General features: G+C 32.9%; 11 protein-coding genes. 6 read left to right on the top strand and 5 right to left on the bottom strand.

What is annotated here, in order from left to right; all coding sequences use genetic code 11:
* Positions 1–69: 69 nt before the first annotated feature.
* From ACFWU4_RS12830 to aroC, 3 genes are all read right to left on the bottom strand, one after another.
* Positions 70–1,377 (bottom strand): dicarboxylate/amino acid:cation symporter, encoded by a 1,308-nt coding sequence (locus tag ACFWU4_RS12830; RefSeq protein ID WP_411128501.1) that lies wholly within the window; start codon positions 1,375–1,377, stop codon positions 70–72.
* Positions 1,378–1,438: 61 nt separating this feature from the next.
* Positions 1,439–4,642 carry an AsmA-like C-terminal region-containing protein gene (locus ACFWU4_RS12825; RefSeq protein ID WP_411128499.1) on the bottom strand — a complete coding sequence of 1,068 codons (3,204 nt, stop codon included), beginning with the start codon at positions 4,640–4,642 and terminating at the stop codon, positions 1,439–1,441.
* A gap of 23 nt (positions 4,643–4,665) precedes the next feature.
* A complete protein-coding gene (aroC, locus tag ACFWU4_RS12820; RefSeq protein ID WP_411128497.1) occupies positions 4,666–5,730 on the bottom strand; it encodes a chorismate synthase in 1,065 nt (354 codons plus the stop codon).
* A 176-nt stretch (positions 5,731–5,906) separates the two neighbouring features.
* Between aroC and ACFWU4_RS12815 the strand changes: the two genes are divergently transcribed.
* Complete coding sequence (locus ACFWU4_RS12815; protein ID WP_411128495.1) at positions 5,907–6,791, top strand: UDP-2,3-diacylglucosamine diphosphatase; 885 nt, start codon at positions 5,907–5,909, stop codon at positions 6,789–6,791.
* Here the strand turns inward: ACFWU4_RS12815 and ACFWU4_RS12810 are convergent.
* A complete protein-coding gene (locus ACFWU4_RS12810) occupies positions 6,783–9,698 on the bottom strand; it encodes an FAD-binding and (Fe-S)-binding domain-containing protein (RefSeq protein ID WP_411128493.1) in 2,916 nt (971 codons plus the stop codon). The two genes, ACFWU4_RS12815 and ACFWU4_RS12810, sit on opposite strands and share 9 nt — an antisense overlap.
* Before the next feature lie 105 nt (positions 9,699–9,803).
* On the opposite strand from ACFWU4_RS12810, the gene ACFWU4_RS12805 reads away from it, so the two are divergent.
* The 5 genes from ACFWU4_RS12805 to ACFWU4_RS12785 all read left to right on the top strand — a co-directional run bounded on the left by ACFWU4_RS12805 (position 9,804) and on the right by ACFWU4_RS12785 (position 13,611).
* A complete protein-coding gene (locus ACFWU4_RS12805; RefSeq protein ID WP_411128491.1) occupies positions 9,804–10,289 on the top strand; it encodes a hypothetical protein in 486 nt (161 codons plus the stop codon).
* A 181-nt stretch (positions 10,290–10,470) separates the two neighbouring features.
* Positions 10,471–11,553, top strand: coding sequence for a glycine cleavage system aminomethyltransferase GcvT (gene gcvT / locus ACFWU4_RS12800; protein WP_411128489.1), 1,083 nt, complete (start codon positions 10,471–10,473; stop codon positions 11,551–11,553).
* A gap of 22 nt (positions 11,554–11,575) precedes the next feature.
* The gene (locus ACFWU4_RS12795; protein ID WP_411128488.1) at positions 11,576–12,406 is read left to right on the top strand and encodes a sugar nucleotide-binding protein; all 831 of its coding nucleotides are present in this window, start codon (positions 11,576–11,578) and stop codon (positions 12,404–12,406) included.
* 52 nt (positions 12,407–12,458) lie between these two features.
* A complete protein-coding gene (locus ACFWU4_RS12790) occupies positions 12,459–12,746 on the top strand; it encodes a 4a-hydroxytetrahydrobiopterin dehydratase (RefSeq protein ID WP_411128486.1) in 288 nt (95 codons plus the stop codon).
* 118 nt (positions 12,747–12,864) lie between these two features.
* On the top strand, positions 12,865–13,611 hold the full coding sequence (locus ACFWU4_RS12785) for a YebC/PmpR family DNA-binding transcriptional regulator (RefSeq protein ID WP_411128484.1): 747 nt from the start codon (positions 12,865–12,867) through the stop codon (positions 13,609–13,611).
* Between the two features lie 59 nt (positions 13,612–13,670).
* On the opposite strand, the gene ACFWU4_RS12780 is transcribed toward ACFWU4_RS12785, so the two are convergent.
* Complete coding sequence (locus ACFWU4_RS12780; protein ID WP_411128482.1) at positions 13,671–14,738, bottom strand: tyrosine-type recombinase/integrase; 1,068 nt, start codon at positions 14,736–14,738, stop codon at positions 13,671–13,673.
* Positions 14,739–14,810 lie beyond the last annotated feature (72 nt).

Genomic DNA, 14,810 nt, shown 5'->3' with positions numbered 1-14,810 from the left:
TCTAGTATCATTTTGGTTGATTAATAAAACACTTAAAGTTAGTGACTTTTATTCTAATAAAAAATCAAATTATTTTACTGCTTCATAATTATCATCCCATTCTTTTGGTTTTGGGTCATGCAGTTTGTCCTGAGAATTTGCAACGAGCATAGATACTGCGGCGTCACCTGTAACATTAATCACAGTACGACACATATCTAACGGTCTATCTACTGCAAATATCAAGGCTAATCCAGCTTCAGGAATTCCGGCGTAACCCAAAACACCAACAAGCATAACCATACCAGCTCCAGGAACAGCCGCTGAGCCTATAGAGGCTAGTGTGGCTGTGGCTATAATACCTAATTGCGTCCCTATAGATAGATCCATACCAAAAGCTTGGGCAATAAAAACAGCCGCGACAGCTTGATACAGACTTGTACCATCCATATTAATTGTCGCTCCAATTGGTAAAACAAAACTAGAAACCTCTTCTTCTACACCTAAATGCTCTGTAACACGCTCCATGGTTACAGGTAATGTAGCCGCACTACTGCTTGTAGAAAACGCAAGTAACTGAGCTGGAGCTATACCATTAAGGAAAAAACGAGGTGATTTTTTCGTAAACATTTTAACCAAGACAATATAGAATACCACCATTAGCCCTAAACCCAAAACAACACAAATGGCATACATACCTAAAGCAGCAAATAAATCTGTACTAGGTGCTTCAACTACTAATGCTGCCATTAAAGCAAAAACACCATAGGGAGCAGCTAGCATAATTAAATCCACCATTTTCAATATAACTTCATTAAGTCCATCGAAAAAATTCTTTACGGTTTTAGATTTATCCTCAGGAATGAGTATTAATGCAATTCCAAAAAATACAGCGAAGAAAATAACTTGTAGCATATTTCTGTTACTCGATGCTGCACTTACTATATTGCTTGGCACTAAATCAATTAAAGCCTGTAAAGGCCCAGCTTCTTTTTGGTTTTTTGCAGCCATTCGTTTGGCTTCTGCATCACCACCATAAGCTTCAATAAGTTCATTTCTAGTATCTTCTTCTATAGAATTACCAGGCTGTATTGTACTCACAACTAATAAACCAATAGAAACAGCAACAATTGTAGTAATAATGTAAGTCACGATAGTTCGAAAACCCATTTTAGAAAGACTAGAAATATCCCTTAAATCTGATATTCCTTTTATCAATGCAGCTAGAATTAATGGAATCGCTATTAACTTTAACGAATTAATAAAAATGGTTCCAAAGGGTTTAATCCAGTCTGCAATTAAACTTGGCCCTATCTCAAAGGTCGTAAATGCCAATCCAAAGGCAATTCCTAATACCATACCGATTATAATCTTCCAGTGTAGTGCTAATTTTTTCATTTAGTAATCATTTTTTGTAATATATAAGATTGTAACAATAATTAATACTATAGCTTCTCTTTTATTTTTTGTTCTTTTTCTTTCCTAAAGATATATCATAATCATCGACACTTCCTATTATCTTTAAATTTAAGTAGCGTGTTTTTTTTGTTTTATCAACTTTCACAATAGTCTCTTCGCTATACACTGAATCCGCTTTTTTCTTGTTTCCGAAGATTTTATACAAAGAAGCTTTTCTAACAGTTTTCCATGGAATCCTTAAATAATACTCAATATTATGATCGCTATCATGCGTACCAGAAATTTCCATATGGCCAATTGTCGATTCTACAGTCATACTTGGGATAGTGATCTTTCCATTAGTAATATCAATGCTGTTTTGAAGTGTGTCAAATTTTATCTTCTTTAGATTTTTATTTCCAATGTAGTCTGAAAACAGTGCCATGGGCTCATAGTTTTCTAGCCGCCCTTCTAAAATTTTTACGTTCATATGAACTTCTGATTGATCTAAATCTGGTACCAAATCTGGGTAAACTCTAATAGTTCCGGTAATTGTAGAGGTTAAGCGACCATGAAGATTTTCTGATACTAAATGGTCTTGACCAAAGTTTTCAAATTTATAAGCGAGTCTATCAATATCAGCATTTTGTATATACATAGAAGGCTTAAAATATATGTGTTTAGGATCGCTTCCATTAAAATAACCCGAAAGCTTAAAACTACCTCCTGCAGAATTAAGATTGAGTGTATCTACATAAATGTAATGATTCTTTGTTGTTCGTAATTGACCTTCTATATTTTTTAAATCAATTCTGTGATATTTTAAACGTTTTACATCAATATTAAAGGTCATATCTGTAAAAGGAAGTTCATAAATATTAAAGGCATCTGCATGAGACTTTACATCGCTCAACTCATTAGATACAACTGCTTTTTTTGGTGGCTCTGGATTAAATTTAAATAATGCATCAAAGTCTATATAATCTGATTTAAGTCTCAGTAAATTATTAGTCTTATTTATACTATCTCTACTACCTATATAATAGCTCATGTCTACATCAAAATTTGAATTTCCAATATTACCACTAAGATCATTTACAACAAGTCGACTATCTTCATAATGAAAATGACCTTTAAAATTCTCAAAGGTATTAGGATGCAATTGCATTTTTGTTTGCAATTTTTCTATATCCAAATCTATAGCCTTAATACCAGAATCCTTATAATGTAAGACTGTATTAAACCCTAGCTCTAAATTTTTAAATGATTCATGTCTATACTCTTCCGGAACATAATTTTCTCCTTTATAAGTAAATAAATCTTCAATCCGTAATAGATTAGAATTTAGCGCTAAATCAAGAATAACATCACCTTGTAATGTTTCTTTAAACCAAAATTTATAGTCGTGTGCATGGCCATTGATATGAAAGTCGGAATCATCAATATAACCCTTAAAATCAACAACTTTCATATCATTTTTATCAATTAAAACATCGGCATAAAAGTCATGGAAATTATGCGGATAATGCTTTAAGTTTGCTTGCAAGCTATCAACAAAAAACTCACCCATCGGTAAATTTTTAAAATCCGTAAAATCTCTTGCTAAGGCTTTAAAAGATAACCCTGTTTTTAGGTTTGTAATTTGTTCATCAGTACCAATGCTATCTGCAATTGAAAACCCTGTTAACTCTGCAACATCTATGAGATTAGAAGTAATATCTAAATGTGCTACAACTGAGTCGTTTGTATGATGAATTATTGATGGTAAATTGGTTAAAAAACCTTTTACTGATAAATCGGACTTTCCAAATAATAGATCGAAATTTTCTACAGTAGTATTTTTACCTTCCATAACCAAATGCGCATTTAAACGTTTTAATGGAGCTGGTAAATCTTCAGATAAAATACTCAAATCAGAAATATTTAATTCACTAAAATAGGCTTGGTTAAGATTATTTAAAGCTAGCTCAGGATTATTGAGATCTATTATATCATGGAAGTTCATTTTCAATGCTATATTGCCCGATGTATTTTTAATACCACTAATATTAAAAAAATCAGTAATGAATTTAATATTAAAGTCTACATCTAATTGTGCTTCAATATCTGGGTGCTCAAAATTCTTTACCATTATAGATCCTAAAAATTTTCCACGTTCTAATTTGGCAGTCATATTAGTTAATGATAATTCCATACTTTCTAAAGTACGCTCATTGCCATTTGTAAAATAGCCTTTAAATCCTAAATCACTTATACGTCTTCCTTTTTTAGTATTCTCAAGAAAAGCTTTATTGGTTCCAAAATTGGCTTCTATAAATGGCATTCTCTCATCTTCTAAAGGCCCTTTTATTTCCGCATTAAAATAAATATCACCAGCGTTATTATAGCGTTCAAGAATGGGTATAATGTCGTGCGGAGCAAATGCTATAAACATATCAAAGTTTGATTTCTTCCCTTTTATAGAAAGGTCTAAATCCATATCCTCTTTAGTTGCAAGACTGCCTATCAGCTCAAAATCTGAGTGCTCCATAACAACAGTTGTAGGCGAAATTTTTAGTATACCAGATTTTTCATCATAGGTAAGATCTGTGTCAAATTCAAAGTGTTTGTTTTTAATGTACGTTGTGTCGGTATCTTTAATAATATTGAGTTTAAACTCTGTATCGACATGTGCCTCTATTGTATTATTTTTTGTTTTAAAACCACCATCTGCCCAATATACATAAGTTTCTATATCTGTAAGATTAGATTCGTTTAACTTGTGAATATCTAAATTTCTAAGTCTGATCTTTTTTAGATGTATATCTAAAGTTGATTGTGTTTCTACACCTTCTTTATCTGCTTTAAGAGCATTTTCGAAATTATTTGAGCCATCCTTGTGCAAAATGAAGTTTAGAAATCCGTCTTCAACTAAAATCGACTGTACATCATAGTTTTGCTGTATAATATCCCAAAAATCAAAGCCTATGTAAACATGTTTTACTTGCATTATAGGTGAAACAGAATCGGGTTTAGCTTCAAAAATTTCAACATCATTAATTTTTATTGAGGTATACGGGAAATTTTTAAACAGTGAAAGCTCACTTTTACCAATTTTAATTAAGCCTTTATACTCTGTATTTAATTGCTTTAATTGATTTTGAATTATAGTTTCTTGTTTAGTGTAGATATAACCAAAAATAAGGCTAAGAAAAAGGAAAGGTATCACCAAAAGAAACAAGATAAGTTTCCTTATTTTTTTTCTCCTTGATGTTTTGTCTTTCATATAAAGCGATAGCGTTACGACTGTTACAATTTATCTATTCTACTTAGCAATGTATAATCAGCCAAAACCAAAGCAGCCATAGCCTCAACAATAGGTACAGCTCTAGGTACTACACAAGGATCGTGACGACCTTTGCCTTGCATTTCTACAATTTCTCCAGAACTATTTAAAGCATCTTGTTTTTGGATCACAGTTGCAACAGGTTTAAAAGCAACTCTAAAGTAAATATCCATTCCGTTACTTATACCTCCTTGTACTCCTCCGGACAAATTGGTTTTTGTACTTCCGTCTTCATTAAATAAGTCATTATGTTCGCTACCTTTCATTCTTGCACCACAAAATCCACTTCCGTATTCAAAGCCCTTTACAGCGTTAATAGATAACATTGCTTTTCCTAGTTCTGCATGCAATTTATCAAAAACAGGCTCACCTAAGCCGACAGGTACATTTTGAATCACACAAGTAATTGTACCACCAATTGTATCTCCTTGTTTCTTTATTTCTTGAACCTTTGCAATCATTTTTTCTGCAGAGGCTTCATCTGGACAACGAATAGCGTTAGATTCAATTTTACCAAAGTCTAATTCTTGATAGGGTTTGTCTATAAAGATGTCGCCAACAGAAGATGTAAATGCATTTATTTTAATTGAAGCTAACATTTGTTTAGCAATGGCACCTGCTACTACTCTACTCGCCGTTTCTCGGGCTGAACTTCTTCCGCCACCTCTATAATCTCTAATACCATATTTCTGATCATATGTGTAATCCGCATGGCTTGGCCTATACACATCCTTTATATGAGTATAATCTTTAGATTTCTGATTAGTATTATGGATAACGAATCCTATTGGCGTACCTGTTGTAACTCCTTCAAAAACACCTGAGTAAAACTCTACAGTATCTGGTTCTTTGCGCTGTGTAACAATCTTTGATTGCCCTGGTTTACGACGGTTTAATTCATTCTGAATAGCTTCAAAATCTAAATTAAGACCAGATGGACAGCCATCTATTATTCCGCCTATTGCCAGGCCATGAGATTCACCAAAAGTTGTGAGTTTAAATAATTTTCCAAAGCTATTACCTGCCATTAAAATATATTTTATGCTAATGTAAATCTATTCTAAGAGAAACAAAAATTGTAGTTCAATTTTCGGAATGTTACACTAACGTTAACTAGCTTTTAAAATAGCTATTACAAGTAACATTTTCGTAACATTTTCCTCATAGATTAATAACTACTTAAGTGACAATAAATTACTGTCATATGCAGAACTTTGCAATTACTAATACAAACTTAGTGGATCTTAAACGAAAAGTAGAAATTGCTGTTATTTCAGATGTTCACCTTGGTACTTATGGGTGCCAAGCTAAGCAACTCTTGACTTATCTTAATAGTATTAAGCCAAAGAAACTAATTCTCAATGGTGATATTATTGATATTTGGCAGTTTAAAAAACGTTACTTTCCTAAGTCACATCTTAGCGTTATAAAAAAAATAATGGATTTTGCGGCCAATGGTACTGAAGTTATCTACATAACGGGAAATCATGACGAAATGTTACGGAAATTTACAGATACCGAAATTGGTAATGTTTCTATAGTTAATAAACTTGTATTAGATCTAGATGGTAAAAAAGCATGGTTCTTTCATGGAGACGTCTTTGATATTTCCATTCAGAATGCTAAATGGCTCGCAAAACTTGGTGGTTGGGGTTATGACCTATTAATTGTACTGAATCAATTCGTTAATTGGTGCTTAGAAAAAGGCGGTAGAGAACGCTATTCACTTTCCAAAAAAATAAAAAATAGTGTAAAAGGTGCTATTAAATATATCAATGATTTTGAAAAAGTAGCTACGGATTTGGCTTTAGAAAACGGTTATGACTATGTAGTCTGTGGTCATATCCATCAACCTAAAATGCTTGTAAAAGAGAATAAACTTGGGAAAACAACGTATTTGAACTCTGGAGATTGGATTGAAAATTTCACAGCACTAGAATATCAGTTTAAACGTTGGAAAATCTATAACTACAATAAAGACAAGTTAGCACCGTTTTTCGCTGACGAAGATTTAAAAGATATGGATACTAAAGATTTAATTGCAGCAATAACTATTGTTGAGCAACCCAAGAAGAAAAAGTCAAAGTAATGCTTCTTTTATAATGGAAATTGGATGTTTAGCAATTCTCGAGGTACCATCTTTAATTTGATGTCTGCAACTCGTGCCATTTGCAGCAATAATAGTATCTAACGCAGCTTTTCTAACTGCCGGAAACAAGGTCTGTTCGCCTATTTGCATACTTACATCGTAATGTGCTTTCTCATAACCAAAACTACCAGCCATACCACAACAACCACTCGGAATTATGGTTACCTTATAGTTTACTGGAAGGTTAAGTATATCAAAACTCGATTTTTGACTACCTAATGCTTTCTGATGGCAATGTCCATGTAGTTTAATCCTTTTCTCAGCTTTTGTAAAATGTTTAGGTGTTATATGACCCAATTCTATTTCTTGTTGAATAAATTCTTCAATTAAAAAAGTATGTTTCGCTATTGATTTCGCAGCAACTTTATCATCAGCAAGTTTTAAATATTCGTCCTTAAAGGTCAATATAGCAGAAGGCTCTATTCCAAGTAAAACATCCTCTTTATTTATCTTATCTTTAAAGTAATTAACATTGAAATTAGCTAGTACTTTTGCTTCTTCCAAAAATCCTTTAGACAAAAAACTTCTTCCACTTTCTAAATTACTGATGCATATAACGTTATAACCCAATTTAGCAAGTACTTGTTTAGCATCAATAGCTATATTCGATTCGAGATAATTAGTGAATTCATCTACAAATAAATAGACGTTTTTTAGTGTATTTTCTGGTGAAGAACTGTTGTTATTATTCCATTTAGAAAAAGACGAACTAGACAACTCTGGCAGGCTACGTTTATGGTGAATACCCAAAATTAATTTCATATAGCCTGCAACAAATTTTGTCTTAAAAAGGGCGTTAGAAACACGAGGGAACTTTGAAGCTCGCTTATTGTATTTTGTGACATTAGCAAAGAATTTATCCTTAAACTTAAAACCATTTGCTTTTTGGTATTGGTATTGAAATTCTGCCTTTAAACTCGCAACGTCTACACTACTTGGACATTCACTAGTACAAGCCTTACAGCTTAAGCATAAATCAAATACATCTTTAAGCGCTTTATGATTAAATCTATTGGCCTTATCTGAGTTTGTAAGATATTCACGTAGTGCATTAGCTCTAGCACGTGTCGTGTCATTCTCGTTTCTTGTTGCACGATAACTAGGACACATAGTGCCACCAAATTCGGGTAATTTTCTGCAATCACCAGAGCCATTGCATTTTTCAGCTTCGCGAAGTATACCTTGAGAACTAGAAAAATCTAAAATAGTCGTAATCTCAGGCTCATTTTTATTTTGCGAATATCTTAAATTCTTATCCATTGGATAAGCGTCCACAATTTTACCAGGATTAAAAATAGTTTTAGGGTCAAAAACAGATTTTATCCGTTTTAAGATGTGGTAGTTGTCATCACCAATCATCATCGGAATAAATTCAGCCCTAACGATACCATCTCCATGTTCACCAGACATAGAGCCTTTGTACTTTTTTACCAAACGCGCCACATCAGTTGTAATACTTCTAAATAACTTTACGTCATTAGATTGTTTTAAATCTAAAATTGGCCTTAAATGTAATTCACCAGCACCAGCGTGCGCATAATAAACAGCGTTTTGATTATATGAGCGCATTAAATCAGTGAAATCATTAATATAAGGCTCTAAATCTTCTAAAGCGACAGCAGTATCTTCTATACAAGCCACCGTTTTTTTATCACCAATCATATTACCTAATAAGCCAAGACCTGCTTTTCTAAGCTCTAAAGCCTTATTTATCTCATCCGCTTTTAATATTGGAGCTGCATAACTCAAATTTAAGGCGTTTACAGATTGCATAAACGCATCTAACTCATTTTTAAGTTGATCTGAGGTATCAGCTTTCAACTCACACATTAAAATAGCGACAGGCTCACCTTCTATAAAATGCCTATTCTCTTGTTGTTTTTTATTATGCTTTGTGAGATTTAGAATAGAGTTATCCATCATTTCACACGTATGTAAATTATGATTCATTAAGGGTTTAACAGCTTGCATACAGGCTGCAATACTTTTAAAATGAAGTGCTACCATAGCACTTTCCGCTGGAGGCAAATCATCTAATTGTAATGTAATTTCAGTAGTAAACGCCAAAGTCCCTTCGCTTCCTGCTAAGAGTTGACACATATTAAAACCTTTATTTGAGCCCGAAAAGACTTCAGACTTAATTAGCTCATCTATGGCATAACCCGTATTTCTTCTATGTATTTCTGGCTTAGGAAACTGCTTATAAATCTGGTTTTTAACCGCTTCTGGTTTTAACTCTTTAAAAATCGTTTTATAAATTTCACCTTCTAAAGTGTCTAATTGTAATTTGCTTTGAAACTCAGTAGATGTGAGGTTTGAAAACTCGACTTCACTTCTATCGCTTAATATTGTTTTTAGGCTTACAACTTTATCTCTAGTAACACCATATTGTATGGATGTGGTACCGGAAGAATTGTTACCAACCATACCACCAATCATACAACGATTGGATGTTGACGTGTTTGGCCCAAAAAATAAACCAAATGGTTTTAGGTAATTATTAAGCTCATCTCTAACAACACCAGGCTGTACAGTAACTGTTTTATTAGTTTCATTAATATCTAAAATACGAGTAAAGTATTTTGAAACATCTACAACTATGCCTTCTCCGACAACTTGTCCTGCCAAAGAGGTACCAGCTGTTCTGGGTATTAAAGATGTTTTATTAGAAGCAGCAAAAGAAATTAACTGCTTTATATCTGTAGCGTCTTTAGGAAGGGCAACAGCCAATGGCATTATTCTATAAACAGAAGCATCCGTAGCGTAAAGCTTTAGCATTAAATCGTCAAAATAAAGCTCACCTTTGAGTTTAGTTTTTAAAAGTTCTAAAGCCTTTCTATGTTTCATTCACTTTAATAAAAATGTGTATAAAACTATGAAGAAATCTAATATAAAAACGGTTTTGGCGTTATTTTTGTAAAGAATAATCAAATCAATAAAAAACGTAATACAATGAAAAAATTAATTTTAACATCGCTCGCAATTTTTACTTGCTTTGCATTTGTAAATGCTCAGGAAATAGCTGATAACGCTATAGGTCTTAGATTAGGTGATAGTGATGGGTTTGGTGCAGAAGTATCATACCAACGTGCCCTTGGTGGCAACAACAGATTAGAAGTAGATTTAGGCTGGAGAAGCGGTAACGCTTTTGATGGCTTTAAATTAGCAGGTCTTTACCAATGGGTTTGGCAATTAGACGGAGATTTTAATTGGTATGCTGGCGCAGGTGGTGGTATAGGCTCGTATAGCTTTGATAATGTGCCTGCAGGTTTTGATGATAGTGAAACTTTTGTTTTTGCCGCTGGTAATGTTGGTATAGAATATAGTTTTGATATTCCATTGCTTTTATCATTAGACTTTAGACCAGAACTTGGGTTTGGAGATTTTAATGATGATTTAGATTTTGACATTGCGCTTGGTATTAGATATCAATTCTAAAAAAAGATTAAGATTTAAATAAAAAACCACTTCAACAGAAGTGGTTTTTTTATGATCGTAACTTAAAGAATAAGCCATAAAATTTGTTTAATTTTGTGCTATTAAAAATCAATAATTAATAGATTACCGCCTTCAATTAGACATCATCTATAAAACTGGCGGAACTTAAAATACATTTTATATGAAAGACACTGCTTTATCTTCTACGCACGCTGCATTAGGTGCTAAAATGGTACCATTTGCTGGTTATAATATGCCTGTACAATATGAAGGAGTAAATGCTGAACATGAAACTGTGCGACAAGCTGTTGGTGTCTTTGATGTTTCTCATATGGGTGAATTTTTAATAGAAGGCCCAAATGCACTAGATCTTATACAAAAAGTGTCTAGTAATGACGCTTCAAAACTTGAGATTGGTAAAGCCCAATACAGTTGTTTGCCAAATGATGATGGCGGTGTGGTTGACGATTTAATTATTTATAAAATAAAAGACGAATCGTACTTATTGGTTGTTAATGCTAGTAATATCGAAAAAGATTGGAATTGGATTTCTTCTAAAAATGATATTGGTGCAGAAATGCGAGATTTGAGTGAAGACTATTCGCTTTTAGCTATACAAGGGCCAAAAGCTGTTGAAGCTATGCAATCCTTATCTAGTCACGATTTAGCTGATATTAAATTTTACAACTTTGTAGTTGGTGATTTTGCAGGTATTGAGCATGTAATTATTTCTGCAACAGGATATACTGGTAGTGGTGGGTTTGAAATTTATTGTAAAAATTCTGAAGTAAAACAAGTTTGGGATAAGGTGTTAGAAGCTGGAGCTGAATTTGGAATTAAACCTATTGGGTTAGCTGCTAGAGATACGTTACGCTTAGAAATGGGGTATTGTTTATACGGTAATGATATTGACGATACGACATCACCTATTGAAGCTGGTTTAAGTTGGGTTTGCAAATTCAATAAAGAATTTACAAATAGTGAAGCACTAAAAGCTGAAAAAGAACGCACACCAGAGCGTAAATTAGTAGCGTTTAAATTAGACGAACGTGGCATACCAAGACATGGATATGATATTGTTGATGGTAACGGAAAAACTATAGGTAATGTAACATCGGGTACTATGAGCCCTAGTTTAGGAGTTGGTATTGGCTTAGGTTATGTACCAAAAGTATTTGCTAAAGTAGATAGTAAAATAAAAATCCAGGTAAGAAAAAATGCCATTCCGGCAACAATAATAAAATTGCCATTTTATAAAGGCTAAGCTTTTGTGTGTGGACTGATTAATGACTAAAAATCTACAAAAACATCGTATACTTATTCTAGGAGCTAGTGGCTATATTGGCCATTCAATCTATAAAGAATTAGGACCGTATTTTAGAACTTTTGGTACCTATCGTACTCCAAAACGCGAATTTGAAACAAACAAACAATTCTTTCAATATAATGTAGAAGAAGATGATGTGTATGAAGTTTTAGATGCCTGTAAACCCTCTATTATAATTTCTGCTTTACGAGGCGATTTTAATGCACAAACCATAGCACATCAGCATATTGCCGAATATGTTAATGCTACAGGTTGTAAAATCATTTTTCTCTCTTCAGCAAATACGTTTGATGCCTATAGCAAGTACCCAAGTTACGAGTTAGATAAAACTCTAAGTCATAGTATTTATGGGCATTTTAAAATAAAGATTGAGAATCTATTATTACGCCTTCCCAAAAAGCAAGTCGCTATTCTTAGGTTGCCAATGGTATTTGGTCCCAACTGCCCAAGAATAAAAGAAATAAAGCAATGTATTGCTGAGAAAGAGCCTGTAGAGATATTTCCTAATTTAATAATGAATGTGATGCTAGATAAGAAAGTAACACAGCAAATTCATTATATTATTAACAGAAACAAGTATGGTATCTTTCATTTAGGAAGTACAGATTTAGTACATCACGATGAGTTTGTAAAAAACATACTCGCGTTTACAGTGGATGGTGATGTACAATTAAAACATGTTTTTACGACCAATGATGATAGATATTTGGCTGTGTTACCAAAGTTTAATAAACTACCTAAACACCTTCAAATAACAAGTGATAAGGTTTTAGAAGAACTTCAAAAATAAGCTTGTTACCTACTCCATTATTCATTAAATTTAAACGAATTAACAGCAACATATGAAATTAGACGAATCTACGATTGAAAAGAAATTACTACACTTCCCAGATTGGGATTATTACGATAATGCTATCCATGCAGAATTTGAATTTGATAATTTTAAAGACTGTTTTAGTGCCATGAGTAGAATAGCATTTGAGTGCGAGGCTCAGCACCATCACCCAAATTGGAGCAATGTATATAATGTGCTTAAAATATCTTTATCTACGCACGATGCAGATGGAGTAACTCATAAAGACTTTAAACTTGCTGAAGCTATAGAAGCTATTGTAGAGGTAGAAGAATAAAATGAGTTTGTAATACTTTATAAAACAATTATATTTGAAACTTACTGTAAAGCGCGGTAAGTTTAAATTTTAGTTTAATGAGATTTCTGTGTTAACAGAAATTAAAATATGATTTTCAATGGGAAGAGCTTTCGAATTTAGAAAAGCAAGAAAAATGAAACGTTGGTCTGCAATGAGTAAAGCCTTTACACGTATTGGTAAAGACATTGTAATGGCTGTAAAAGAAGGAGGCCCAGACCCAGATAGCAACGCTCGTTTACGTGCAGTAATACAAAATGCTAAGGCGGTAAATATGCCAAAAGCTAATGTAGAGCGCGCTATTAAAAAGGCAAGTGAAAAAGGACAAGGAGATTATAAAGAAGTAATTTTTGAAGGTTACGCACAACACGGAATCGCTGTACTAGTAGAAACAGCAACAGATAATAATACGCGTACTGTAGCTAATGTACGCTCTTACTTTAATAAAACAGATGGTAGTTTAGGCACATCTGGTTCGGTAGTTTTTATGTTCGATCATACCTGTAATTTTAAAATTAAAAATGAAGGTATGGATTTAGAAGAATTAGAACTAGAACTTATAGACTTTGGTGTAGAAGAAATTTTTGAAGACACAGATGAAGATGCAGATGGAAACGAAGAAATAAGTGTAATGATATACGCACCGTTTGAAAGTTTTGGAAATATACAATCCTATTTGGAAACTAATAATCTCGAAATTATTTCTTCAGGTTTTGAGCGCATACCACAAGTCACAAAAGCTATTACAGCAGAACAGGCAGCAGATGTAGAAAAACTATTAGAAAAACTTGAAGAAGATGATGATGTGCAGAATGTGTATCATACCATGGAAGAGACCGCAGAATAATATTTAAAATCTATTAATTAGTTATAAGAGGGCTTCTGCCCTCTTTTTATTGAAGTCTATTAGAGTGAGTCTAAAGGGCTACTAATTTTTTGTATACTTCTATTTGAGACTTTAGTATATACCTGTGTGGTCTTAATAGAATGATGTCCTAATAACTCTTGTATAAATCGCAGATCTGCACCGGATTCTAACAAATGCGTCGCATAGCTGTGTCGTAATCCATGAATCCCAATTTTTTTGTTAATACCAGCTTTTGCCATCGCTTTTTTAAATATAGACTGCAAACTACTTTTAGAATACATGCCTCCATATTGTCCTTCAAAAAGGTATTCTTTAGGATTATAAATTTTAAAATAGTTTCTTAGTTCGTCTAAGATAGATACAGGTAAAGGCACATATCTATCTTTTTTACCCTTAGCACTAACAATATGCACCAACATTCTTGCGCTATCTATATCGCTAAGCTTAATATTTACGACTTCAGAAACACGTAAACCCATACCATAGCTCAACTTTATAGCTGTTCTATGCTTTAGGTTTGTCGTTACTTTAATAATTCGTTTAACATCGCGTTTACTTAATAACTTGGGTAAAGACGCAGGTTTTTTTGGTCTTGGAATATCAAAAAACATTTTAGATCTATGCAGTACCTGTTCAAAATAAAATTTTACAGCATTAATTTTTCCGTTGAGCTTGCGTTCTTTCATTTTTAGCTTTTGAACACAGTAAAGAAAATAATCTTTAAGTCGCTTAGGATTTAGATTGTCTACAGGATAGTCGTTTAACAACTCTAATAATTCAGCAAATTCAGAAAGATACATACGTTGTGTATGCACACTATAAGCTTTTAAATGTAGCTGATTCCTATACGCTATGAATGCATTCTGATTAACAAAATGAATTCTCGATAACAATTTTTGACCAATTAAATCTTTAGTTAATTGTAATTGCTCCCTAACGACAGGTAAATCTGGCAAGTACCAACATTTGTTTGTAGCACTATACTTAGCAGAAGGAAATCTTTCACGAAGTTTTTTTTGTAGTAAAGAGTTATAAGGAAAATAAATAAGAATCACATTTTTTTCTCGGTGCTTACTTATAACAAATTTGTAATTCGCTAGGTTCATTTATTCATCATTTTGTATATCATTATATAAAAGTAATGATAATTGATATACAAAATAACGAATTCTATATAT

Source organism: Winogradskyella sp. PE311, assembly GCF_046545555.1.
Lineage (GTDB): Bacteria > Bacteroidota > Bacteroidia > Flavobacteriales > Flavobacteriaceae > Winogradskyella.
This window is presented reverse-complemented; position numbering and strand designations above follow the sequence as displayed.